Below are 22,721 nucleotides of genomic sequence, written 5' to 3' on the forward strand. Positions count from 1 at the left end.
CCCCGGCGCCTAGGGCGTCGCTGCGGCTGACATTGCCAGGGCGGCGGCCACGGCCCGCACCCAGGCCTCGTCGTCCGCCGCCTCGTCCTGCCGCCACGGCCCCTGGCCGAAGACCCGGCGCCCGGTGGCCAGCCCCAGCTGGCGATAGCTCTCGAACTGGGCCTCGTCGAACCACTGGTCGGCGGTGGACTGGTGGGGGAAGTCAGGATGGGTGGCGGCGTAGTTGCCCACGTCCACCGGCTCGTCCCCCAGCACCATGGGTTTCAGGTACACCAGCACGCCGCACTCCGGGGTCGGCGGCATCCCCGCCAGGGCCTGCCGCCCGTCGTCCCAGTAGCGGATGCGCCCCACCGCCAGCCGCTGCCGCGGCGCCGCCCCGGGCAGCAGGGGGCGCACGTCGATGTCGATCTCGGCCCCCAGGTCCACCCGGCACTTGCGGATGGCGTTGCCCAGGTCCTCGAACTGGAAGTCCCTGTCCTGGCCACCGTCGCTGACCACGATCAGGCGGCAGCGGCGGCGCACCAGTTCGTACAGCCCCAGGTTCTCGAAATGGCCGCCGTCGGAGACATTGACGAAGCCGGTGTCCTCATTGACGCTGCCGAACAGCTCCCGCAGCAGGTACCACAGCCCCAGGGGCGGACTGCTGAGGGCGGTAAACGGTCCTGCCGGATTGGGGCACCAACGCCCCAGGCGGACATTGAGCAGGGCCATGACGAAGGCCATGGCCGGCTCGGTGTGGTAGCCCATATTGGGGTTGGCGGCGGCCCCGGAGACCGCCATGGCCATGCCCAGATGGGCGCCCTCCCGGCTCATGTAGTCCCGGCTCGGCGCCAGGAACTCGCGCCACTCGGGGCTCTGGGACGAGGGCGGCAGGAGAAAGCCGCAGCGGTCCGGCGAAAAGATGAAGGGGGCCGCCTGGCGCTGCTGCCATTCCAGGGGTTCGCTGCCGGTGAGGTTGAGGGCGCCGTTGAGCAGGGGTATGGGGCGCTGGGCCGCCAGGTCCTGCAGGGGCAGGTCGTCCGCCGGGTCGAAATCGGTGAAACGGTCGCTGCGCCGCTGCGGATTGGAGGCGCCCAGATAGCAGCGGGTCAGGCGGTTGCGGTAGAACTGGTGCATGGAAAAGAGATTGACGTCGATCCGCGCCGACAGGGCCCAGGCGCCCAGCAGGCAGACGCTGGCCGCCAGCACCACCGCCGCCAGCCCGGGCATGGTTAGGGACGGCGCCAGGAACCAGGGCTGCTCCCCCGCCCCGGCCAGGGTGCGCAGGCCCCATTCCCCCAGCCAGGAAAGAAACAGCAGCAGGCCGCCGATGAAAATGTAGGGTGCCGCCTGCAGCAGCCGCTCCAGCCAGGGGTTGGCCCCCTTGCCGCCGGTGGCCGGGCTGCGTCCGGCGAGGGCGCCGGCCACCGTGCTGATCAGCCAGGCGAGGCCGCCCGCCGCCGCCAGGGTCTGGCCCAGCCAGCCGAGGAAGGCGCTGCCGTAGAAACTGACCAGGGCCACCAGGAACCAGCCCAGGCCGATGCCGATGGACATGCCGCCGGCCCGGCCGGCCCACTCCCGGGCCAGTTCGGCCAGGGCCCGCTTCATCAGGCCGATGTGCAGGGCGACCGCCAGGCAGAGGAACTCCCACAGGACGAAGGCCCCCAGCCCCACCGCCAGCCAGGGCCGGGACGGCGGCGGCAGGGCGGCGAGGAGGCGCACATAGCCGTAGACCAGGACGGCAAGCAGGGCCCCGGCCGGCAGGGCGGCCGCCAGGGAGACGCGGAAGGCGGTGCCGCCGCCCCGGGGCAGGGGCAGGTCGAGACCGGCCGCCAGCAGCCACAGCAGGGGGTAGGCCAGGACCAGGGCCACCCACAGTGCCCCGTCGCCGCCGGCCAGGGCCGGCAGCCAGGTCCCGTCGTTGAACAGGGCGGCCGCCAGCAGGGCCGCCAGCATGCCCGGCAGCACGGCGCCACGCAGCACCTGCCCCTGGCTCGGCCCGGGACGGGACGGAGCGTCGCCGTCGGCGGCCGGGCGCCGGTACCAGGTCATGCCCCGGTACAGACCCCGGGCGGCGACGGCCAGCAACAGCAGCACCGCCGCCCACAGCCAGGGCAAAGGCGGGCCGCCCTGCCACAGGGCAAGGACGACGCCCCGCGGCAGGAACAGCAGGCCGAGGAGGAAGAGGATGAAAACGCTCTGGGTCAGCAGCAGGTTGCGCGACAGGTTGGCCACCGCCGCCAGGGTATCCACGCTGAAGAGGCCGAAGCGGGGCGTCAGGTAGTTGCTGTAGCGGCGCAGGAAGGCAATGGCCGGATGCTCGCTGGCGCCGGTGGCCGTCTGGCTGGCGTCGTCCCGGCAGCCACCGGGCTGGCCGGCAGCGGCTACCGAGGGGGCGATGCCGACGGGGCCGGGCTGTTCCAGCTGCCGCACGGCCCGGCGGCTGTCCGCATCGGTACGGTGGATCAGGGCGGAGAGCCAGGTGCCGATGTAGCCGCCACCGGAAACGGTGGACAGGTAATCCACCCGGCGCAGCAGGCGGGCCTCGGCCATGGCCTGCAGCACGCCCAGGGCGAAGGTGGCGCTGCGGATGCCGCCGCCGGACAGGGCCAGGCCGCAGAAGGCCGCCGTGGCGGCCGGCTGGGGCGCCGGAGGCTCGGGCGGAGTCGCGGCGGCTTCGCCGAACCAGGCCTGGGCCCGGACACCGGCAGCCGTCACCGACGGGGGAGCGGCCGGGCGCAGGCGCCGGGCCTCGTCCTCGAACTGGCGCCAGCTTTGGCTTCGCTGCGGGCCATCTTCCGGCAACAGGGGCGCGCTCATGGTTGCAGCTCCGCGCAGGGCTTGAGCACCTTGCACACGGGGGCGCTGTCCTCCTGGGCGCCGCCGAGGCGGGCCAGGCTCTTGCACGACACTTCCAGGCGGTCGGCCACGGCCTGCCAGGCCCCTTTCAGTTCCTTGCCGTCCACCTTGTTCTGGGGAGCGATGATGTCCAGGGCGGCGACGAAGCCGCGGCGGGAGGCGGAACCGTAGATGGCGTCGGCCATGCCGTCCTCCAGCACGTCGCCCACCTCGGCCAGCAGGCTCACCGGATTGCTGGCCAGCCCCCGCAGGCGCCGGGCGGTGGGCTTGATGCCGGCCTTGACCACGTCGGCCACGGCGATCAGGGCATCGGCCCGTTCCAGGGGATAGATGGCGGCCTTGCGCGCCGCCGGGGTCCACGCCAGGACCGAGCAGGCCTCGTGCAGCTCGGCCTCGGCGGTGCGGATGCGCTGCAGCAGGGCCGGCGCCAGCACGCCCCGGTCCTCGTGCTCCTCCAGGGCCCGGGTGCCGGCCTCGGCGAAGGTCAGCACGACGAAGTGGGCCGCCAGCTGCCGCACCCGGGCGCCGTCGTCGCCCTGGCCGGCATCGCCCAGCATCCTGGCGCAGGCGCTGTTGTCGGCGACGGCGGTCTTGCCGCAGACCAGCTTGAGAAAGCTGTCCTGCACTTTTTCCAGCCCCTTCCTTTCCTCTGCGGCGCCGGCGCCGGCGGCACCGAGCAAAAGGCCCAGCAGGGCAAGGCAAAGGGAATGGCGGAAGGCGGCGATGGCAGAGGGATGCATGGCGTTCTCCTTGGCAGCGAATGGGCCGGCGGGTCGGGAAAATCCATTATGGATAACCGTAAGGGTTTTTCCATTAAGCCATTTGGCATACCCAAAGAATCACGGCGTCAGCCGCCGGCCGCCGGGCCAGTCCCGGAGAGACTTTCCCTGCACCGCCCCAGGAAGCGCGCCCCCATTGGATGAAAAAGCCCCGCCATCCCTTTAGGGACGCGGGGCCTGGCCCAGCATAGAAATTTCTGCTGACGCCGGTTCAGCACACCACCGGCAGGGGCCGCCACAGCCGGATGCCCTCGGGGCCGACGTCGGCGCCGTAGGCCAGCACCTCCACGCCCTGCCCCAGGACCCGGCGCAGGGTGCGGCCGTATTCCGGGTCGATGTGGTCCGCCGGCCGCACTTCATCCACGTCGCCCCGCTGCACGCAGAAGAACAGCACGGCCCGGTTGCCCTTGGCCACCTCGTCGGCCATTTCGTTGAGGTGCTTGGTGCCGCGCTCGGTGACGGCATCGGGAAAATAGCCGATGCCGCCGGCGACGGCGGCGGTGACGTTCTTCACCTCCACATAGCATGGGGGACGACCTTGTTCCGTCAGCAGCAGGTCGATGCGGCTGCGCTTGCCGCCGCGGCCGTTGTCGCCGCCGTAGGGCACCTCGCCGCGGATCGCCCCATAGCCGGCCAGCTCGGCCACCGCCCCGGCCTCGATGGCTTCCCGCACCAGGGCGTTGGTGCGGCCGGTGTGCAGGCCCACCAGGACGCCGTCCGCCTCCACCAGTTCCCAGGTCCAGGCCAGCTTGCGCTGGGGGTTGTCGCTGGGGGACAGCCAGACCCGGCTGCCCGGGTCCTTGCAGCCCTGCATGGAGCCGGTGTTGGGGCAGTGGGCGGTGACCACGCTGCCGTCGGCCAGTTCGACGTCGGCAAGGAAACGCTGGTAGCGCCGCAGCAGGCGGCCTTCGGTGAGCAGGGGCAGTTGCATGGGGAATGCTCCGGCGGCGGCTCCGGGGCCGCGGCGTGGGCGGGTGGCAGAAAAGGGAAAAGGCTCAGGCCGGATCGCGCCGGTACTCCGGCAGGCGGGCGCCGCAGGCCTGGCAGTAGGCGGCCTCCGGCGCCAGCCCTTCGGTCAGGCAGTCCGGACAGGTGCGGCTGGTGGGCGTGACCTGCAGGCGCTGGGCGGTGATCTCGGAGGTGACGATGCCGGTGGGCACCGCCAGGGTGCCCCAGCCGAGCAGCATCATGGCCGAGGAGATGAGACGGCCCACGTCGGTCTTGGGCGTGATGTCGCCGAAGCCGACGGTGGTCATGGTGGTGATGGCCCAATAGACGGCGGTGGGAATGCTTGTGAAGCCGTTGGCCGGGCCTTCCACCACATACATCAGGGTGCCCATGACCAGCACGATCATCAGCACCACAGAGAGGAACACCAGGATCTTGCGTCGGCTGGCCAGCAGGGCGCTGCCCAGCATCTGGTACTCGCCCAGGTAGGCGGTGAGCTTGAGCACCCGGAACATGCGCAGCAGGCGCAGGATGCGCACGTCGATGAGCAGGTGGGCCTCGGGCACCAGCAGCGCCAGGTAGGTGGGCAGGATGGCCAGCAGGTCCACCAGGCCGAAGAAGCTCAGGGCATAGCGCCAGGGCCGGCGCAGACAGGCCAGGCGGGCCAGGTATTCGGCGGTGAACAGCAGGGTGAAGCCCCACTCCAGGGTGGCGAAGAGGTCCTGGTGGCGGGCGTTGAGGCTATGCACGCTGTCGGCCATGACCACCGCGACGCTGGCCAGGATGGCGAAGATGAGGCACTGGTCGAACAGGCGACCGGCCCGGGTCTCCGACTCGAAGACCACCGAGTAGAGGCGCAGGCGCCAGCCGGCGAGGGGCTTGCCCAGGGAATCGGCGGCGGAATGGACGGCGGCGGCAGGGCTCATGGGCGGTCGCTTCGGAAAGTCGGGAAACAGGGGAACCAGCCCGCCATCTTAGCGCCGGCCGCCGGCCCGGGGAACCGGCCGGGCCTACAGCAGCTTCTGCAGGAACAGGGCCTGGCCGGCGGTCGGATCGAGCACGTAGGGGGCGAAGCCGGCCCGCTCGTAGGCGGCCAGGGCGCGCCGGTTGTTGGACAGCACTTCCAGGGTCAGCTTGCAGCAGCCCAGTTCCCGGGCCCGCCCCTCGGCCCAGGCCAGCAGGGCCTGGCCGATGCCGGCACCACGGCGGGCGTCGCGCACGGCGATGTCGTGGATGTTGAGCAGGGGCTTGGCGGCAAAGGTGGAAAAACCGGCGAAGCAGTTGATCAGGCCCACGGCCTCATCCCCCTGCCAGGCCAGGGCGCTGTGGAAATGGGGCACGCCGGCCAGGGCCGGCACCAGGGCCTGCCGTACCGCCGGGTCCAGCCCGTTGCCGCCGCCCATGGGGTCCCGGGCGTAGTGGTCGAGCAGGTCGAGCCAGGCCGCGGCCTGCTGCGGCTGGCTCAGGTCGGTGGGGCGGACCTCCACGGGCGGCATGGCGTCAGCCGGCCAGGGACTTGAGTTTGCCCAGCAGCTGGGGATAGCGCTTATCGGCGGGAGCCAGGCGGTGGGCGGTTTCCAGGTGCTGGCGGATTTCGTCCACCAGGGAGGGGCTGACCACGGTGCGCTGCATGAAGGTGATGCCCATGTGGGCGAAGTTGAACAGCACCCGCACGTTGCCCGGCAGGCGTTCGCAGGCGGTGCGCATGGCTTCCATGGCCTCGTCGAACTTGCCGTCCCGGGCCAGCAGCACGCCCTGGTTCATCAGCTGCACCGCTTCCTTGCGCGAGGCTTCCACCAGGGCCACGCCCTCCTCGCTCATGGCGCCGGTGTCGAACACCTGCTGGATGCGCTGCAGCAGGATGGCGTCGTCCGGGTTGTTGCGCACTTCGCCCTGGAGCAGGGCGGCGGCCTTTTCCTTCTCGCCGGAGACCATCATCAGCTCGGCCATCTCCACCACCGCGGCGCTCTCCAGGCGGGGGGCGCCGGGCTGGGCCAGCACCTCGTCCAGCTTGAGGGCCACCTTGCGGGCGGATTCCAGGTCGCCGGCCCGGTGGTAGACCATGCCTTCGGTGGCCATGGCCTTGACCTTGACCTCCTCGGCATCGAACTGCTTGGTCAGGGTGGACAGCACCTGCAGGGCTTCCTTGCTGTTGTTCTGGGCGCTGCAGGCCCGGGCCAGGCCCAGGTAGGCGTCCGGCGTCTTCAGCACCGAGTGCTCGCCCAGGGCCACGCTCTTGCGGAAGGCCTTTTCGGCGTTTTCCACCTTGCCCAGCTGCAGGGACACTTCGCCCAGGTTCTTCTGCCGCATCACCGACAGGGGCGAGAGGCGGGCGGCGTTTTCCAGCACCTCCTCGGCCTTCTGCAGGTCGCCCCGGGCGTTGTGCACATTGGCCAGCCAGTCGTGGGCTTCCAGGTAGGTGCGGTTCTCCGCCACCAGGGTTTCCAGCAGGGCCTGGGCGTGGTCCAGTTCGCCGGCGGCCACATGCACCCGGGCCAGGCCGAGCTGGGCCCAGGGCACATCCCGCTTGGCCAGCAGGGCGTTGTAGAGCAGGCGGGCCTGCTCGTGTTCGCCGGACACCAGCAGCAGGTGGCACTTCAGGCGCAGCAGTTCGCCCGCATTGGCCTTGTCCACCGCCAGGCGCTCGTCGCAGAGGCGGATGGCCAGGGGGAAGTCCATGGCCATGACGGCCTGGTCGATGTCCACGAAGGCGGCCTTCTTCACCCAGATCTTTTCCAGGCGCAGGCGCAGGGTGGATTCGGTGATGGGTTTGAGCAGGTAGGCGTCCGGCTGGTATTCGGCGGCGCCCATGACCACGTCGGCGGTCTTCTCGGCGGTGATCATGACCCAGGCGCAGCTGGGTCCCACCAGGTTGCGGTACTTGGCCTCCTCCAGCACCTGCTGGCCGTTCTTGCCGGCGCCCAGGTTGAAGTCGCAGAGGACGCCGTCGAAGCGGGTCTGGCTGAGCTGGCTGATGGCCTCGTTGCCGTTGGCGGCGGTGGCGATGACCTTGGGGTTCACCCCCATGGAGCGCAGGATGTCGCGCAGCACGGTGCGCATGCCCTGGAAGTCGTCGATGACGAGGAAGCTCTTGCTGCCGAAGTCGATGTTCTGGAAGTTGCTCATTGTTGTTCTGTTTTCCCTGGAGATGGGCCGTTCAGGGCAGGGTCAGGACGAAGCAGCCGCCGCCCCAGGCGCCGCCGTTTTCCAGGCGGATGGCGCCGTGGCGCCCCTTGTTGCGGTGCAGCCGGGCGGCCATGGCGGAGAAGTAGAGGCCCAGGCCGGTGCTGCCGCCCTGGAAGTCCACCCCGTTCATGGCGGCGACGCCGTCATCCAGCATTTTCTGGGGATAGCCGCGGCCGTCGTCCTCGACGCGCATTTCCAGGCCCTCCTCCGTCTCCCGCACCACCAGGCGCACCTTGCCCTTGGTGTAGTGGATGGCGTTGTTGAGGGCGTGGCCGATGATGCCGCCCACCAGGTCCGCATCGAAGGGCCACACCAGGTCCGACTCCACCACGGCCTCGAATTCCAGGCCGCGGAAACGCAGCAGGGGCAGGTGCTGGGACACGGTCTCGGCGACGAAGTCCTCCAGCACCCAATCCTCCGGGGAGAAGGGATAGAGCTGGTTGCCCAGCTTGTAGAGGGCCAGCAGCTGGATCAGATTGCCGTTGATCCGCTTGGTCTCGTACATCATGTGGGTCATTTCGCCGAACTCGGGCCGGCTGGGGTCGCTGTCGGCCAGCAGCTTCTCCATGCTGCCGATGAGGATGCTGATGGAGTTCTTCATGTCGTGCACCGACGAAGCGAGGAACACCGACAGGTCGGGGGAAGTATCGGGCGGGTTCATGGGCAGTATCCTGGCGTCACCGGAAGCGGAAAAATGCCAATTTTGTCACAGAGCAGCACTAATACCAAAGTAATATCGAACGCCCTGCACCAGACCGGACCGCGCCGCCGCCCCGGGCTCTGGGGCCCAGGCGGGGCGCGGCCCTGCCCTCAGCGGCCGCTTACAGCCCGAGGCTCTGCCACAGTTCGTCCACCCGGGTCTTCACCGCCTCGTCCATGACGATGGGGCGGCCCCATTCCCGGCTGGTCTCGCCGGGCCACTTGTTGGTGGCATCCAGCCCCATCTTGGAGCCGAGGCCGGCCACCGGGGAGGCGAAGTCCAGGTAGTCGATGGGGGTGTTGTCCACCAGGGTGGTGTCCCGGGTGGCATCCATGCGGGTGGTGAGGGCCCAGATCACTTCCTTCCAGTCCCGGATGTTCACGTCGTCGTCCACCACGATGATGAACTTGGTGTACATGAACTGGCGCAGGAAGCTCCAGATGCCGAACATCACCCGCTTGGCGTGGCCCGGGTACTGCTTCTTGATGCTGACCACGGCCAGACGGTAGGAGCAGCCTTCCGGCGGCAGGTAGAAATCGACGATCTCGGTGAACTGCTTCTGCAGCAGGGGCACGAACACCTCGTTCAGCGCCACGCCCAGCACCGCGGGCTCGTCCGGCGGTTTGCCGGTGTAGGTGCTGTGGTAGATGGGGTTCTTGCGCATGGTGATGCGCTCGACGGTGAACACCGGAAACTCGGCCTGCTCGTTGTAGTAGCCGGTGTGGTCGCCATAGGGCCCTTCCAGAGCCGTCTCACCGGGATGGATCACCCCTTCCAGGACGATCTCGGCGGAGGCCGGCACTTGCAGGTCATTGCCGATGCATTTGATCAGCTCGGTCTTGGCGCCCCGCAAAAGGCCGGCGAACTGGTATTCGGAGAGGCTGTCCGGCACCGGCGTCACGGCGCCGAGAATGGTGGCCGGATCGGCCCCCAGGGCCACCGCCACCGGATAGGGCTGGCCGGGATTTTTCTGGCAGTGGTCGCGGTAATCCAGGGCCCCGCCCCGGTGGGCCAGCCAGCGCATGATGAGCTTGTTGCGGCCGATCACCTGCTGGCGGTAGATGCCCAGGTTCTGCCGCTTCTTGAAGGGGCCCCGGGTGATGGTCAGGCCCCAGGTGATCAGGGGCGCCACGTCGCCGGGCCAGCAGTGCTGGATGGGCAGGCGGGAGAGATCCACCGCATCACCCTCCCACACCTCCTCCTGGCAGGGAGCGGAGGACAGCACCTTGGGCGCCATGTTGAGCACCTGCTTGAAGAGGGGGAATTTCTCCCAGGCATCCTTCAAGCCCTTGGGCGGTTCCGGCTCCTTCAGCATGGAGAGCACCGTGCCCACCTCGCGCAGGGCCGACACCGAATCCTGGCCCATGCCCATGGCGACGCGCCGGGGCGTGCCGAAGAGGTTGGCCAGCACCGGAATGGTGAATTCGCCGTTAGGCCCCACCGGCTTCTCGAAGAGGATGGCCGGCCCCTCGGCCCGCAGCACCCGGTCGCAGATTTCGGTCATTTCCAGGCGGGTGTCCACGGGCACGCTGACCCGCTTCAATTCGCCCTGCTGTTCCAGTTGCGCGATGAAGTCGCGCAGGTCGCGGTATTTCATGGGAAGCCTATTTCAGGGGCAGCACGCCGAAGGGGTGAAGCCAGAAGTCCACGGCGATGCCGGCGAAAATGCTGGCACCGACCCAGTTGTTGTGCAGGAAGGCCTTGAAGCAGGGGCCGCCCTCCCGGGTGCGGATCAGGGTGTAGTGGTAAATGGCCAGGGCCACCGCCCCCAGCAGGCCGGCGTAGAAGGCCCAGCCCCGCTGCAGGCCGTAGCCGACCCAGGCGATGAGGGCGAAGGTGGCGCCGTAGCAGAACATCACCGCCGCCACGTCGAAGCGGCCGAAGGTGATGGCGGAGGTCTTGATGCCGATCTTCAGGTCGTCGGGCCGGTCCACCATGGCGTACTCGGTGTCGTAGGCGACGGCCCAGAAGACGTTGGCCAGCAGCAGCCACCAGGCTTCCGCCGGCACCACGCCGAGCTGGGCGGCGTAGCTCATGGGGATGCCGAAGCCGAAGGCGATGCCCAGGTAGGCCTGGGGAATGGCGAAGAAGCGTTTGGTGAAGGGGTAGCTGGCGGCGAGGAACACCGCCACAGCCGCCAGGGCGAACACCAGGGGCGTCAGCAGGGGCAGCAGCAGCAGGAAGGAGAGCAGCACCAGGACGGCGAAAAGGCCCAGGGCCTCCCGCGGCGATACTGTCCGGGCCGCCAGGGGGCGGCTCTTGGTGCGGGCCACGTGGGGATCGAAATCCCGGTCGGCGTAGTCGTTGATGACACAGCCGGCGGAGCGCATCAGCAGGGTGCCCAGGGCAAAGATCCACACCACCCACCACTGGGGCTGGCCCACGGCGGAAAGCCACAGGGCCCAGAGGGTCGGCCACAGCAGCAGCAGGGTGCCGATGGGCTTGTCCAGCCGCATCAGCTTTTCGTATTGGTCGAGACGGTGGCGCAGGGAAAGCGGGGCTTGGGAAGTGGTCATGGTCGGCAGGAAATCGCAGTCCGCAAGAACGGGATTTTAGTCCATCGCTCCGGGAGCGACGTGCGGCTCCACCTCGCCGCGCCGGCGGGCCAGCCACTTGCGGCCGAGGATTTCCCAGAAGACCCAGAGGCCGATGCCGGTGATGACCAGGGAGAAGATGGTTACCTGGAAGCCCTTCTGGGGATGCTCGCCCAGGGCCAGGACGCCCAGCACCAGGCTGGCCAGGCCGCCCACCAGCAAAAAGCCACCAATGGCCAAACCCACGAATCGCAGCAACAGGGACACGGCAGTCCTCCCTCGGCAAAAGCCGCATCCTAACATCCGCCCCCCGCCTGCCCCTAGGCGGACCAGCGGCGCTGCAGCGCGTCGGCGAAGGCGGCGGCCAGGGCCGAGGGCCGGAGCGGCAGCAGCAGGGCGGCCCGGGCCAGGGCGTCGGCATCGGCCAGGGGCACGAAGTGGACCCCGGGAGTGGCCAGGGAGGCCATGGCGGCGGGCACCACGGCGATGCCGAAGCCGGCCGCCACCAGGTTGAGCATGGCCGTCTTGCGCGAAGTCACCGGCGCCAGGCGGGGCGTAAAGCCCCGGGCCAGGCAGAGGTCGGGGACCCGCCGCGCCAGGCCGCCCCGTTCCCGGTGCACGGCGAAGACGAAGCATTCGTCGGCCAGGTCGCCAAGAGCCAGCACGGACGCGCCTGCCAGGGCATGGCCGGCCGGCAGGGCCGCCCATAGCCGCTCTTCAGGCAGGGGCCTGATTTCGATACCGCCCTCCTGGCGCAGCAGGGGCAGGCGGGCCAGGCCCAGATCGGCCCGGCCCTGGGCCACCGCCTCCTGCTGCTGCTCGGAGGAGAGCCGGTCCACATCCACCCGCACCCGGGGCTGGTCCCGGGTGAAGTCCTGCAGGGCCGCCAGCAGGGGGCCGGCCAGGGGCGTGGAGCTGGAGTGCAGCAGGCGCAACACGCCGCCCTCGCCCCGGTGCAGGCGGCGGGCATCCTCGGCAGCGCTGCGCAGTTCCTCCTCCAGGCCGCCCACCCGCTGGCGAAAGAGGGCGCCGGCCTCGGTCAGGCTGACGCCCCGGGGCTCCCGGCGCAGCAGGGCGAAGCCCAGTTCCTCCTCCAGCTGGGCGATCTGGCGGCTCAGGGCCGGCTGGGCCACGTGCAGGGCGGCGGCGGCCGGGGTGAAGCCCCCCAGGTCGGCGACGCTGAGAAAGTAGCGGATCTGGCGCAGGCTAGGCATAACGAATCGGCATGGATGGCTGACACATTTGATATTGGCGTTATAGCCAGACGCCGACCATCATGCAAGCCATCCGGGCCCGCCCTGTTTCGCGGCCAGCCGCCGCCGGGAGCCCGCCAGACAAGGATTCCATGCCATGCCCTTCGACACCCTGCTGCCGGCCGCCCTCCACGGCGCCCTGACGGACCAGCTGCCCGCCCCCGCCGCCCTCGCCTTCGCCGCCCTGGCCCTGGTGGCGGCCTATGCCATCTTCACTCTGGTCGGCTTCGGCTCGGCCATGGTGGCCTCCGGCCCCCTGGCGGCGGTGATGCCGGTGCCCCGCATCATTCCCCTGCTGGCCCTGCTCGACTGCGCCGGGGCCGCCGGCCGGGGCTGGCGCCAGCGCCGCCACATCGACCGGGCCCAACTGCTGCGTCTGGCGCCGGCCATGGCCCTGGGCCAGGCCCTGGGCATCGCCCTCCTCGGGCGCCTGCCGGGCCACTGGCTGGCGGCGGCCCTGGGACTCTTCATCCTGGCCTACGGTCTGTGGGGCTTGTGGCAGCCCCGGCCGCCGGCGCTGCTGCTGCGCTGGGGCGTGGTCTGCGGTGTGATCGGGGGGATTTTCGGCGGACTGTTCGGCAGCGGCGGCTTTCTCTACGCCGCCTATCTCAGCCGCCAGCCCCTGGAGCGGGAGGTCTTCCGCGCCACCCAGGCGGTGCTGATGGCCCTCAGCACCGGGCTGCGGGTGATCCTGTGCGCCCTGGCCGGGCTGCTGGACCCGAGCCTGCTGTTGCTGGCCCTGCTGGCGGTGCCGCCCATGCTGCTCGGCACCTGGCTGGGCCACCACCTGGATCTGCGGCTGTCGCCGGAGCGCTTCCTGCGCCTGCTCAACGGCACCCTGGCGGCCGCCGGCCTGGGCCTGCTGGCCCGGGCCGCCCTGGGCTAGGAACGGCAGCCCCCGGGCCAACGCTCCTCCGTCAGGTACGGAAGTGGTGCACCGAGTCGCTCAGGCTGCGGGCCAGCTGCTGCAGCTGGGCCACGGCGCCGGCACTGGCCTGGACGGCGGAACTGATCTGGGCGATGAGCTCGATGCGGCGGGCGATCTCGGTGCTGGCGGCGCTCTGCTCCTGCAGGGCATCGCCGATTTCGTGCACGGCGCCGACCACCTTGTCGGCATAGCCGTGCAGGGCGGAAATGGTGCTGCCAGCCTCGGCCACCTTGCCCGATTCGCCCTGGACCAGGGTCACGCCCCGTTCCATGTGCTCCACCGCCTGCTGGATGCCGTTGCGCACCACATCGACGGTGACGCCGATTTCCACGGTGGACTGGGCGGTGCGTTCGGCCAGCTTGCGCACCTCGTCGGCCACCACGGCGAAACCGCGCCCCTGTTCGCCGGCCCGGGCCGCCTCGATGGCGGCATTGAGGGCCAGCAGGTTGGTCTGGTCCGCCACTTCCTTGATCACGCCGACCACGGCGGCGATCTTTTCCGACTCGTGTTCCAGGGTGGCGATGCCCTGGGCCGACTCGGTGACGGAGGAGGCCACCCGTCCCATGCCTTGCACCACATTGCCCACCACTTCGTTGCCCTGGTGCGCCATGCGCCCCGATTCCTGGGCGTAGGAGCGGGCCTCGGCGGAATGGTCGCGCACCTGGGAGATGCCCACGGTCATCTCTTCCATGGCCGCGGCCACGGCGGACACCGCCTCGGTCTGTTCCGAGGTGCGCCCCACCACTTCCTCGGAGCTGCGCGCCAGGGTCTCGGCGGAGGCCAGGAGGGAATCGGCGTTCTGCCGGATCTGGGCCACCATGGCGGCCAGGCGGGTCTGCATGGAAGCCATGGCGGCCATCACGCTGCCCTCCTGGGGATTGGCGATGTGCAGGGTGAGGTTGCCGGCAGCCACCTGCTCGGCCACCTGCATCACCTCGGAAGGATCGCCGCCCAGCTGGCGCCCCACCACCTGCAGCACCCGGGCCAGGAGGACGATGGCGATGACGATACTGGCCAGGGCCAGGCCGATCACCAGCCGCTCGGTACGCTCGATCTCGGCGATGCCGGCTTCCTTGCTCTCGTCCAGCTGGGTTTTCATGGCTTTCATCTGGTCCAGCAGATGGCCGCGGATCTTGCGCCAGAGGGGCGTCTCGCTGCTGTTGATGAGGGCCACCGCCTCGCTGCCGGCACCGCCCACCGCCGTCTCCACCACCTTGTCGATGAGGCTGCGCCGCTCCGCCGCCAGGGCCGCCACTTCCTGCAGCACCTTGGCCACCGGCGCCTCCGCCGGCACCAGGGCGCGGGCGTTCTGATAGTAGCCGTCGAACTCTTCCAGGGCCTTCTTCAGGTTGCCGTGGCCGGTCTTGTTGGCCGGGTCCAGCACCACATTACGCAGGGCCTGGCCGCTCTGCAGCCCCTGGGCATACATGCCGACGATGGCCCGTTCCAGGGCCATGTCCACCTCCACGTGGCGGATGAAGGTCTCCTTGGTCTGGTGCAGACCGTAGAGGCCGAAGCCGGTGGACAGCAAAAAAATGGCAAACACCACCCCCATGGCCCGTGCGATACGCGCTTTCAATCCCATGCCAGATATTCCATTCGATTATTAGAGTATTGGAAGATTAGAACTTGCCAGCGGAATGATAGGGGCAAGCGCCTGGATTAACCAAGTGCCACTCATCCCGACGGGAATGCCGTACGGCGCACCCCGGGATGCTCAGACAGAGGGTTTGCCAGGCTTCCGCCACAGCCAGTTACGGCAGGCGAGCAGGAAATCAGGCGCCCGCAGGCAAAGGAAGATACAGACCACGCCATTGAGCAGGGCCGCCAGCAGGAACAACCGGGGAATAGAGAGGCCGGCACCCAGCAGGGCACCGGCGGCGAGGGAGCCGACCACCATGAACAGGGCATTGAGGATGTTGTTGACGGCGATGATGCGGGCCCGGCAAGCCGGTTCGCCTCGCACCTGCAGCAGGGCGTAGAGGGGCACGATGAAGAGGCCGCCGAAGACACCGATACCGAACAGGGCCAACATCACCGGCAGCAGGCCGGCACTGGCCAGCAGGGCGCCCAGGGCCAGGGGCGCACCGGCCGGCCCCGCCGGGGAGACCAGGGCAACAGCTACGCCGAACAGGGTCAGCCCCAGTCCGCCCAGGGGCACCAGGCCCAGCTCCAGGCGGCGGGCAGAGAGGCGTTCACAAAGCAGGGAGCCGACGCCGATGCCGACGCTGAAGGTGGCCAGCAGCAGGGTCACGGTGGACTCGCCGCCCCCCAGCACCTGCTTGGCGAAGGCCGGAAACTGGGCCAAAAACAGGGCGCCGTAGAGCCAGAACCAGGAGATGGCCAGGATGGCGAGGAACAGCCGCCCATCCTGCCGGGCAAAGCCGATGTTGCGCCAGGTCTCCGTGAAAGGATTGGGGTTGAGCCGCAGCCCGGGTACCGGCGCCGGCGCCGACGGAATGGCCCGGCTGCACAGATAACCGGCCACGGCCACCACCAGGCCGCCCAGGCTGATCCAGCCGGGAGCGTTGCCGAGCCCGGCCAGGATGCCGCCGGCCAGGGTACCGAGCAGGATGGCGACGAAGGTGGCCGCCTCCACCAGGGCATTGCCGCCCACCAGCTCCTCCGGATAGAGATGCTGGGGCAGGATGGCGTACTTCACCGGTCCGAACAGGGTGGAATGGCAGCCCAGCAGGAACAGGGCCCCCAGCAACACGGGCAGGCTGTGCAGGACGAAGCCCAGGGTGGCCACCGCCATGATGGCGATTTCCAGCAGCTTCACCAGGCGGGCCAGGGCCGCCTTGTCGTACTTGTCGGCCAGCTGGCCGGCGCTGGCGGAGAAGAGGAAAAAGGGCAGGATGAAGATGCCTGCCGCCAGGTTGGCCAGGAGGCCCGGATCGAGGGCCGTCCAACTGGCGGCCTGGAAGGTCAGCAGCACCACCAGGGCGTTCTTGAACAGGTTGTCGTTGAAGGCTCCGAGGAACTGGGTACCGAAGAAGGGCAGGAAGCGGCGTTGCCGCAGCAGGCCGAACTGGCCGGCCATGCTCAGCGGCCCCGGGCCTTGGGCGCGGCCTTGCCTCCCGGCCGCCCGGCCCCGCGCCGGCCGCCCGGGGCCTTGGCACTGCCGGGGCCCTTGCCCCGGCTGGGCCCGCTGCCGATGCCGTAGTCCAGGTGCTTGGGCATTTTCGGTTTCTTCGGCTTCTTGATCACCTGGCCGGCGGGGCCGGTCTCGGGCACCCGGTGGTCCGGCTCGAAGCCGTGCTGTTCGATGCGGGAAAGGGGCTGGCCGATCAGCACCTCGATGGCGCCGAGCAGGTTCACCTCGTCGGCGCAGACCAGGGACACGGCCTCGCCGCTGGCGCCGGCCCGGGCGGTGCGGCCGATGCGGTGCACGTAGTCTTCGGGGACGATGGGCAGGTCGAAGTTGACCACCCGGGGCAGGTCGTCGATGTCCAGGCCGCGGGAGGCCACGTCGGTGGCCACCAGCACCCGCACCTGGCCGGCCTTGAAGCTTTCCAGGGCGCGCAGGCGGGCCGGCTGGGGCTTATCGCCATGGATGGATTCGGCGGCGATGCCCTTGGCCGTGAGGGTCTCCACCAGTTCATCGACGCCCTTGCGCGTCTTGACGAAGACCAGCACCTGGTCCCACTTCTTGTGCTTGTAGAGATGGCAGAACAGAGCGCTCTTGCGCTTCTTGTCCACCGGCACCACCCACTGCTTGATGCCCCGGGCGGTGGCGTTGGGCCGGGCCGTCTCGATGGAGAGGGGCTTTTTCAGCAGCTGGTCGGCCATGCTGCGGATGGCGTCGGAGAAGGTGGCGGAGAAGAGCAGGGTCTGGCGCTGCTTCGGCAGCAGGGCGAAGAGGGCATTCAGCTCCCGGGCGAAGCCCAGGTCCAGCATGCGATCGGCCTCGTCCAGCACCAGGGTGCGCACCTGGTCGAAACGCACCGCGTTCTGCCGGTGCAGGTCCAGCAGGCGGCCCGGGGTGGCCACCAGGATGTCCACGCCCTTGCGCAGCTTCATCATCTGGGGATTGATGCTGACCCCGCCATAGACAGCATAGCTGCGCAGCACCAGGAACTGGCCGTAGGCGACGAAGCTGTCGCACACCTGCTGGGCCAGCTCCCGGGTCGGCACCAGGATCAGGGCCCGGGTGCTGTTGCTGGCGGTGGGCTCCGGATCGTGGGCCAGCCGCTGCAACAGGGGCAGGGCGAAGCTGGCGGTCTTGCCGGTGCCGGTCTGGGCCGCAGCCATCAGGTCGCCCCCGGCCAGGACGGCGGGAATGGCTTTCTCCTGGACCGGGGTCGGGGTCTGGTAGCCGAGCACATCGAGGGCTTCCAGCAAGGGCGGCACGAGGTCGAGATCGGCGAAGGTCATGGGCGGTGTTTGGCTGGACATAGGGATTGCAGAATAAGGAGCGGCGCGGCTCAGTCGGCCAGGGGGCCGGCATGGGCACCGTGGGTGGCCTCGAAGCGGCGGGCCAGTTCCTGGCGCAGCTGGCGGCGAGTGCAGGCGGCCTCGAAGCGACGATGCTCGTCCGGCGTCTGGGGTTCCAGGGACGGCACCGGGGTCGGCTTGCCCTGGTCGTCCACCGCCACCATGGTGAAGAAGCAGCTGTTGGCGTGGCGCACCACCTGGGAACGAATATCCTCCGCCACCACCTTGATGCCCACTTCCATGGAGGAGGTGCCGGTGTGGTTCACGCTGGCCAGGAAGGTCACCAGCTCGCCGACGTGGATGGGCTGGCGGAACATCACCTGGTCCACCGAGAGGGTCACCACATAGGCGCCGGCGTAGCGGCTGGCACAGGCGTAGGCCACCTGATCGAGCAGCTTGAGGACGGCGCCGCCGTGTACCTTGCCGCTGAAGTTGGCCATGTCCGGCGTCATCAGCACGGTCATCGACAATTGGTGGTTGGGCAGGTTCATGGCAGAACTCGCGAGGCAGAATGAGAAAGCGGGAAGCGGGACGAAGGCTGGCGCGGCACCGCGGCGCTATTGTACCCGGGGCCGCAGCAGGCCGCCGGCTCAGGCCTTGAGCAGCTCTTCCCGGCTGCCCAGCCAGCGCCGCAGATGGCGCTCGGCCCGGGGCGGATCGTCCCGCAGCAGGCGTTCGGCCAGGTCCCGCGCCAGTTCCACCAGGTCGGCGTCCATTTCCAGGTCGGCGTAGCGCAGCAGGGGCACGCCGCTCTGGCGGGCGCCGACGAACTCGCCGGGGCCGCGCAGCTGCAGGTCCTGACGAGCGATCTCGAAGCCGTCGGTGTTCTCGTAGATGATTTTCAGGCGAGCCCGCCCGGTCTGGGACAGGGGTGTGGCGTAGAGCAGAACGCAGGCCGACTCGTGGGCGCCCCGGCCCACCCGGCCCCGCAGCTGGTGCAGCTGGGCCAGGCCGAAGCGCTCCGCATGCTCGATCACCATGAGGCTGGCGTTGGGCACGTCCACCCCCACCTCGATCACCGTGGTAGCCACCAGCACCTGGATCTCCCCGGCGGCGAAGGCGGCCATGGTGGCGGCCTTCTCGTCGGGCTTGAGACGGCCGTGCACCAGGCCCACCGACAGTCCTTCCAGCTCCTCGGCCAGGATGGCGTGGGTGTCGATGGCGGCCTGCAGGTCCAGCTTCTCGCTTTCCTCGATCAGGGGACAGACCCAGTAGGCCTGGCGCCCGCTCTCCACGGCGTGGCGCACCGCCCCCACCACCTCGTCGCGACGGGCGTCGGAGACCAGCTTGGTGCGGATGGGGGTGCGCCCCGGCGGCAGCTCGTCGATCACCGAGACATCCAGGTCGGCGTAGTAGCTCATGGCCAGGGTGCGGGGGATGGGCGTGGCGGACATCATCAGCTGATGCGGGATGCCGGCCTTGCCCTTCTTGCGCAGTTCCAGGCGCTGGGCCACGCCGAAGCGGTGCTGCTCGTCCACGATGGCCAGCCCCAGGCGCAGGAAATCGACGTCGGCCTGGATCAGGGCGTGGGTGCCCACCACCAGCTGGGCGCCGGCGGCGGCCTCCTGCTGGGCGGCCTTTTTCTTGGCCGACTTGAGGCTGCCGGAGAGCCAGGCGACGGTAATGCCGAGGGGCTCCAGCCAGGCCGAGAGCTTCTTGTAATGCTGCTCGGCGAGGATTTCCGTGGGCGCCATGAAAGCCGCCTGCCAGCCGCACTCGATGGCCTGGCAGGCCGCCAGGGCGGCGACGATGGTCTTGCCGCTGCCCACGTCCCCCTGCAGCAGGCGCTGCATGGGATGGGCCTCGGCCAGGTCCCGGGCGATCTCCTGCCACACCCGTTGCTGGGCCCCGGTGAGCTGGAAGGAAAGCTGGCCCAGCAGCTGCCGCGCCAGGGCGCCGGGGGCATCCAGCCGCGGCGCCCCCTTTTCCCGCCGCGCCAGGTAGGCCCGGCGCAGGGACAACTGCTGGGCCAGCAGTTCGTCGAACTTGATGCGACGCCAGGCCGGATGGCGGTGGTTCTGCAGGGCGAATTCATCGACCCCGGGGGGCGGCGCGTGCAGCAGGCGGGCGCTGGCGGCGAAGGGTTCCAGGGCCAGGGCCCGCAACTGCGCCTGGTCCAGGGTGTCGGCCAGGTCGGACTCGGCCAGGGCCTTGCCGATAAGCTTGCGCAGGGCGGACTGGGCCAGGCCGGCGGTGGTGGGATAGACCGGCGTCAGGGACTGGGGCAGGGCACTCCCCTCCTCCACCGGCTTGTAGCGGGGATGGACCATCTCGCTGCCGAAGAAGCCGCCCCGGATCTCGCCGAAGACCCGCAGCTTGCGGCCCTCGTCCCGGGCCGTTTCCAGCTGCTTGACCTGGCTGCCGTAGAAATTGAGGAAGCGCAGCCACAGTTCCCCCGAGTCGTCCTCGCAGCGGGCCACCAGCTGGCGACGGGGGCGGAACTGGATGGAGACGTCGGTGACCCGCACCTCCACCTGCACCGGCTCGTCCCAGGGCGCCTCATTGACCGGCACCACCGCTGTCTCGTTCTCGTAGCGCAAGGGGAAATGCAGCAGCAGATCGTTGCGCGAGTGCAGCCCCAGCTTGCCCAGCTTCTGCTGCAGGGCGCTGGCCCCCTTGGCTGGCGCCTTGGCGGCCTTGGCCGGCCCGGCCTTCTTTTCCGCCAAGACGGTTCTGCGCTTTAGCCGAGCACCAGCACGGCGTCGGCTTCCACCAGGGCGCCCCGGGGCAGGGAGGCAACGCCGACGGCGGCCCGGGCGGGATAGGGCTGGCTGAAGTAACGGGCCATGACCTCGTTCACCTTGGCGAAATTACCCAGATCGGTGAGGTACACATTGAGCTTGACGGTGTCGGCCAGGGAGCCGCCGGCGGCCTCGGCCACGGCCTTGAGGTTGTCGAAGACGCGCACGATCTGGGCGTCGATGCCTTCCACCATCTGCATGGAAGCCGGGTCCAGGCCGATCTGGCCGGAGAGGTAAACGGTGTCGCCAGCCTTCACTGCCTGGGAGTAGGTGCCGATGGCGGCGGGAGCCTTGTCGGTGGCGATGATCGTTTTGGCCATTTTGCTGTCCTTTAGAATGAAGCCTTGGAAAAAAGGAAATGGTAAATGACGACAGCGATCATCGCCAATCTGGAAAAGCTGCTGGACGGTCCCCGGGACGGGGCCCTGCTGCGCTATTCCCTGGGCAACGAGTGGCTCAAGGCCGAACAGTGGGAGCAGGCCGCGGCCCGCTTCCGGGAAGCGGTGGACAAGGACCCCAAGTATTCGGCCGCCTGGAAGCTGCTGGGCAAGGCCCTGGCCGAGGGCGGCCGGCCGGCGGAGGCCCTGGCCGCCTACCGGCAGGGCATTACGGTGGCGGAGGGGCGGGGGGACGTGCAGGCGGCCAAGGAAATGACGGTCTTCGCCCGCCGCCTGGAAAAGCTGCTGCAGTCGCCCGACGCCGGCCCGGATCAGACCTGAGGCGAAGCCTGCTGCTGCATCCGACCTGGAAGGCAGCAAGGACGCCGCTCCCGGCCATGGCATGGCCAGGAGGCGCATCCCGCCTGCCTCTCCCGGCAGGTCGTTTTCAATCTTGAGGCAATGCCGGCACCGCGACGGGCGCCGGCTGCAACTTGTATCAGGCAGCAGCGGCCGGCCCGGCAAGGTGGGCGCCGAGACCGCCGCCCGCCCTTAGCGGCGGTTGCCGGCGGGAGGCACCAGCACCGAGTCGATGCCCAGGGCCTTGAGCTTGGCCCGGGCCGCGTCGGCCTCTTCCTTGGACTTGAAGGGCCCCACGTTCACCCGGGATTCGATATTGGAGGGAATGCCGTTCAGCTGCAGCTTGGCGTGCAGTTCCTCGGCCCGCTCGGTGCTGCTGAAGACGCCGGCCTGCACCACGTAGCCGGAGAACAGGCGGGGCGGCAGGGGCTGGGGCCGTACCGGCATCGGCTGCACGTTGGCCGGTGCCGCCGCCGGGGCCGGCTGGGCGGCAGGCGTGGTGCCGGCCGGCGCCGCAGAGGCAGGCGCGGGCGTGACGCTGGCCACGGTGCCCTGACGGCCCTGGGCCGGCTGGCGGCCGTTGCTCACCGGGCCGGAGGTGGCGCCGCGGATGGGCTGGGCGGCATGGGGCGTCGTTTGCAGGGCCGGTTTGGCGGCCACCTGGGGCGGCGGCGGCAGCTCGGGGGCCGGCTGGCCCTTGGTCACCGGCGCGGCGGACAGTTCAGGTTCGGCCGGCTTTTCCTCGGCCTTGGCTTCTTCGGCGGGCGGCGCCACGGGTTCCACCGGCTTCACCGGCTGGGCCACTTCCTTCGGTGCCGGCGCCGGCGCCACGGCCACTTCCTCTTCTTCCGGGGCCTTGGAGAGATGGTCGAACAGGGCCAGGGCGGCCAGCAGCACGGCGATCATGACGCCGGCGAAGGCCATGCGCCGCCCCAGGCGCTGTTTGATCTCGTCCTGGGGATCGACGGCGGGCGCTTCCTTGCGCTTGGCGGCCGTCTTGGCGCCGGTCGCCTTGGCCGCCGGTTTCTTTTCTGCCATGGTGGTCCCTTTCCCTGGTTATCGGTGTGCGGCGCCCGGTCTCAATCGCCCTGGTTGCGGGCCAGGGCGACCACCAGGTCGGCCTCGGCCCGGGCGATGCCGCAACGCTCGGCAATAGTTTCGGCGTCGTGCCCCAGCATGGCCATCTGCATGGCGTCGCTGTAGAGGGGCGACATGTTCTGGGAAGCCTTGATCTGACCGACCTGGCCGCGCATCTCTTCGCGCAGGGTGGCGAACTCGTGGCGCAGCACCGCCACTTCCTCCCGCAGCTGGCCCAGTTCGAGCTGGACCGCCTTGTAGTACTGCTCTTCGGCAAAGTCCTTGGCCGGCGGTTCGTTCCAGGCGAAGGCGGGCTTTTCGGGGCGGCTGTAGACCGGGTCCGGATGCTCGTCGCCGGCCTCATCGTCGCCATCGTCCCCGACCTCACCCAGGCTCGGCGCCTTGGGCGCCGGCGCGGCGGCCTCCTGGCGGCGGCGGGCCAGGCGCTTCAGGCGCAGCAGCACGAACAGGATGTACAGCCCCAGGAGGGCAATGATGCCCACCACGGCTTCACGCCAGCCCATGCCGGCAGCCGCCAGCCAGGTGTCGAGATTCATGGGGTA

21 protein-coding genes are annotated in these 22,721 nt (G+C 69.5%); 2 read left to right on the top strand and 19 right to left on the bottom strand.

The features are described 5' to 3' along the window. Positions 1 to 9: 9 nt before the first annotated feature. From AC3QLZ_RS08350 to AC3QLZ_RS08400, 11 genes are all read right to left on the bottom strand, one after another. Entirely contained in the window at positions 10 to 2,799 is a 2,790-nt protein-coding gene (locus tag AC3QLZ_RS08350) for a patatin-like phospholipase family protein (RefSeq protein ID WP_492783627.1), read from the bottom strand. Beyond that, entirely contained in the window at positions 2,796 to 3,578 is a 783-nt protein-coding gene (locus AC3QLZ_RS08355) for a hypothetical protein (RefSeq protein ID WP_492783628.1), read from the bottom strand. The genes AC3QLZ_RS08350 and AC3QLZ_RS08355 overlap by 4 nt, the downstream gene beginning before the upstream one ends. A gap of 250 nt (positions 3,579 to 3,828) precedes the next feature. Continuing rightward, positions 3,829 to 4,548, bottom strand: coding sequence for a DNA/RNA nuclease SfsA (gene sfsA / locus AC3QLZ_RS08360; protein ID WP_492783629.1), 720 nt, complete (start codon positions 4,546 to 4,548; stop codon positions 3,829 to 3,831). A 64-nt stretch (positions 4,549 to 4,612) separates the two neighbouring features. After that, positions 4,613 to 5,491 (bottom strand): ion transporter, encoded by an 879-nt coding sequence (locus AC3QLZ_RS08365; protein WP_014235418.1) that lies wholly within the window; start codon positions 5,489 to 5,491, stop codon positions 4,613 to 4,615. 84 nt (positions 5,492 to 5,575) lie between these two features. Next, positions 5,576 to 6,061 carry a GNAT family N-acetyltransferase gene (locus tag AC3QLZ_RS08370; protein ID WP_014235419.1) on the bottom strand — a complete coding sequence of 162 codons (486 nt, stop codon included), beginning with the start codon at positions 6,059 to 6,061 and terminating at the stop codon, positions 5,576 to 5,578. Positions 6,062 to 6,065: 4 nt separating this feature from the next. After that, on the bottom strand, positions 6,066 to 7,691 hold the full coding sequence (locus AC3QLZ_RS08375; RefSeq protein WP_014235420.1) for a tetratricopeptide repeat-containing response regulator: 1,626 nt from the start codon (positions 7,689 to 7,691) through the stop codon (positions 6,066 to 6,068). 31 nt (positions 7,692 to 7,722) lie between these two features. Next, positions 7,723 to 8,412, bottom strand: coding sequence for a sensor histidine kinase (locus AC3QLZ_RS08380; protein ID WP_014235421.1), 690 nt, complete (start codon positions 8,410 to 8,412; stop codon positions 7,723 to 7,725). A gap of 160 nt (positions 8,413 to 8,572) precedes the next feature. Further along, complete coding sequence (gene ubiD / locus AC3QLZ_RS08385) at positions 8,573 to 10,048, bottom strand: 4-hydroxy-3-polyprenylbenzoate decarboxylase (RefSeq protein WP_014235422.1); 1,476 nt, start codon at positions 10,046 to 10,048, stop codon at positions 8,573 to 8,575. A 7-nt stretch (positions 10,049 to 10,055) separates the two neighbouring features. Beyond that, positions 10,056 to 10,967, bottom strand: a complete 912-nt coding sequence (gene ubiA, locus AC3QLZ_RS08390; RefSeq protein ID WP_014235423.1) for a 4-hydroxybenzoate octaprenyltransferase — start codon at positions 10,965 to 10,967, stop codon at positions 10,056 to 10,058. 36 nt (positions 10,968 to 11,003) lie between these two features. After that, positions 11,004 to 11,252 carry a hypothetical protein gene (locus tag AC3QLZ_RS08395; protein ID WP_014235424.1) on the bottom strand — a complete coding sequence of 83 codons (249 nt, stop codon included), beginning with the start codon at positions 11,250 to 11,252 and terminating at the stop codon, positions 11,004 to 11,006. 53 nt (positions 11,253 to 11,305) lie between these two features. Then, a complete protein-coding gene (locus AC3QLZ_RS08400) occupies positions 11,306 to 12,199 on the bottom strand; it encodes a LysR family transcriptional regulator (protein ID WP_014235425.1) in 894 nt (297 codons plus the stop codon). Positions 12,200 to 12,335: 136 nt separating this feature from the next. Here AC3QLZ_RS08400 and AC3QLZ_RS08405 point away from each other — a divergent pair, with 136 nt between their 5' ends. After that, the gene (locus tag AC3QLZ_RS08405) at positions 12,336 to 13,124 is read left to right on the top strand and encodes a sulfite exporter TauE/SafE family protein (RefSeq protein ID WP_014235426.1); all 789 of its coding nucleotides are present in this window, start codon (positions 12,336 to 12,338) and stop codon (positions 13,122 to 13,124) included. Between the two features lie 31 nt (positions 13,125 to 13,155). Here the strand turns inward: AC3QLZ_RS08405 and AC3QLZ_RS08410 are convergent, their stop codons facing one another. From AC3QLZ_RS08410 to AC3QLZ_RS08435, 6 genes are all read right to left on the bottom strand, one after another. Further along, a complete protein-coding gene (locus AC3QLZ_RS08410) occupies positions 13,156 to 14,751 on the bottom strand; it encodes a methyl-accepting chemotaxis protein (protein WP_492783630.1) in 1,596 nt (531 codons plus the stop codon). 132 nt (positions 14,752 to 14,883) lie between these two features. Next, entirely contained in the window at positions 14,884 to 16,209 is a 1,326-nt protein-coding gene (locus AC3QLZ_RS08415) for an MFS transporter (protein ID WP_014235428.1), read from the bottom strand. A gap of 2 nt (positions 16,210 to 16,211) precedes the next feature. After that, positions 16,212 to 17,564 (bottom strand): DEAD/DEAH box helicase, encoded by a 1,353-nt coding sequence (locus AC3QLZ_RS08420; RefSeq protein WP_238526321.1) that lies wholly within the window; start codon positions 17,562 to 17,564, stop codon positions 16,212 to 16,214. A 29-nt stretch (positions 17,565 to 17,593) separates the two neighbouring features. Next, positions 17,594 to 18,094: an acyl-CoA thioesterase gene (locus tag AC3QLZ_RS08425; RefSeq protein WP_014235430.1), complete on the bottom strand. Its 501-nt coding sequence runs from the start codon at positions 18,092 to 18,094 to the stop codon at positions 17,594 to 17,596. A gap of 99 nt (positions 18,095 to 18,193) precedes the next feature. Continuing rightward, a complete protein-coding gene (gene recG, locus AC3QLZ_RS08430; RefSeq protein ID WP_014235431.1) occupies positions 18,194 to 20,269 on the bottom strand; it encodes an ATP-dependent DNA helicase RecG in 2,076 nt (691 codons plus the stop codon). Between the two features lie 14 nt (positions 20,270 to 20,283). Next, positions 20,284 to 20,664, bottom strand: a complete 381-nt coding sequence (locus AC3QLZ_RS08435; protein ID WP_014235432.1) for a RidA family protein — start codon at positions 20,662 to 20,664, stop codon at positions 20,284 to 20,286. A 45-nt stretch (positions 20,665 to 20,709) separates the two neighbouring features. Between AC3QLZ_RS08435 and AC3QLZ_RS08440 the strand changes: the two genes are divergently transcribed. Next, positions 20,710 to 21,063, top strand: coding sequence for a tetratricopeptide repeat protein (locus AC3QLZ_RS08440; RefSeq protein ID WP_014235433.1), 354 nt, complete (start codon positions 20,710 to 20,712; stop codon positions 21,061 to 21,063). 210 nt (positions 21,064 to 21,273) lie between these two features. On the opposite strand, the gene AC3QLZ_RS08445 is transcribed toward AC3QLZ_RS08440, so the two are convergent. Beyond that, positions 21,274 to 22,119: an SPOR domain-containing protein gene (locus AC3QLZ_RS08445; protein ID WP_014235434.1), complete on the bottom strand. Its 846-nt coding sequence runs from the start codon at positions 22,117 to 22,119 to the stop codon at positions 21,274 to 21,276. A 41-nt stretch (positions 22,120 to 22,160) separates the two neighbouring features. Beyond that, entirely contained in the window at positions 22,161 to 22,715 is a 555-nt protein-coding gene (locus AC3QLZ_RS08450) for a DUF2802 domain-containing protein (RefSeq protein ID WP_014235435.1), read from the bottom strand. Between the last annotated feature and the right edge of the window lie 6 nt (positions 22,716 to 22,721).

It is taken from the genome of Azospira sp. MPR-LB4 (assembly GCF_058809525.1).

Excerpts from the sequence above, each read along its gene's own strand:
- AC3QLZ_RS08350 (WP_492783627.1), bottom strand. The coding sequence starts at position 2,799 with ATGAGCGCGCCCCTGTTGCCGGAAGATGGCCCGCAGCGAAGCCAAAGC.
- AC3QLZ_RS08355 (WP_492783628.1), bottom strand. The coding sequence starts at position 3,578 with ATGCATCCCTCTGCCATCGCCGCCTTCCGCCATTCCCTTTGCCTTGCC.
- sfsA (WP_492783629.1), bottom strand. The coding sequence starts at position 4,548 with ATGCAACTGCCCCTGCTCACCGAAGGCCGCCTGCTGCGGCGCTACCAG.
- AC3QLZ_RS08365 (WP_014235418.1), bottom strand. The coding sequence starts at position 5,491 with ATGAGCCCTGCCGCCGCCGTCCATTCCGCCGCCGATTCCCTGGGCAAG.
- AC3QLZ_RS08370 (WP_014235419.1), bottom strand. The coding sequence starts at position 6,061 with ATGCCGCCCGTGGAGGTCCGCCCCACCGACCTGAGCCAGCCGCAGCAG.
- AC3QLZ_RS08375 (WP_014235420.1), bottom strand. The coding sequence starts at position 7,691 with ATGAGCAACTTCCAGAACATCGACTTCGGCAGCAAGAGCTTCCTCGTC.
- AC3QLZ_RS08380 (WP_014235421.1), bottom strand. The coding sequence starts at position 8,412 with ATGAACCCGCCCGATACTTCCCCCGACCTGTCGGTGTTCCTCGCTTCG.
- ubiD (WP_014235422.1), bottom strand. The coding sequence starts at position 10,048 with ATGAAATACCGCGACCTGCGCGACTTCATCGCGCAACTGGAACAGCAG.
- ubiA (WP_014235423.1), bottom strand. The coding sequence starts at position 10,967 with ATGACCACTTCCCAAGCCCCGCTTTCCCTGCGCCACCGTCTCGACCAA.
- AC3QLZ_RS08400 (WP_014235425.1), bottom strand. The coding sequence starts at position 12,199 with ATGCCTAGCCTGCGCCAGATCCGCTACTTTCTCAGCGTCGCCGACCTG.
- AC3QLZ_RS08405 (WP_014235426.1), top strand. The coding sequence starts at position 12,336 with ATGCCCTTCGACACCCTGCTGCCGGCCGCCCTCCACGGCGCCCTGACG.
- AC3QLZ_RS08410 (WP_492783630.1), bottom strand. The coding sequence starts at position 14,751 with ATGGGATTGAAAGCGCGTATCGCACGGGCCATGGGGGTGGTGTTTGCC.
- AC3QLZ_RS08415 (WP_014235428.1), bottom strand. The coding sequence starts at position 16,209 with ATGGCCGGCCAGTTCGGCCTGCTGCGGCAACGCCGCTTCCTGCCCTTC.
- AC3QLZ_RS08420 (WP_238526321.1), bottom strand. The coding sequence starts at position 17,564 with ATGTCCAGCCAAACACCGCCCATGACCTTCGCCGATCTCGACCTCGTG.
- AC3QLZ_RS08425 (WP_014235430.1), bottom strand. The coding sequence starts at position 18,094 with ATGAACCTGCCCAACCACCAATTGTCGATGACCGTGCTGATGACGCCG.
- AC3QLZ_RS08435 (WP_014235432.1), bottom strand. The coding sequence starts at position 20,664 with ATGGCCAAAACGATCATCGCCACCGACAAGGCTCCCGCCGCCATCGGC.
- AC3QLZ_RS08440 (WP_014235433.1), top strand. The coding sequence starts at position 20,710 with ATGACGACAGCGATCATCGCCAATCTGGAAAAGCTGCTGGACGGTCCC.
- AC3QLZ_RS08445 (WP_014235434.1), bottom strand. The coding sequence starts at position 22,119 with ATGGCAGAAAAGAAACCGGCGGCCAAGGCGACCGGCGCCAAGACGGCC.
- AC3QLZ_RS08450 (WP_014235435.1), bottom strand. The coding sequence starts at position 22,715 with ATGAATCTCGACACCTGGCTGGCGGCTGCCGGCATGGGCTGGCGTGAA.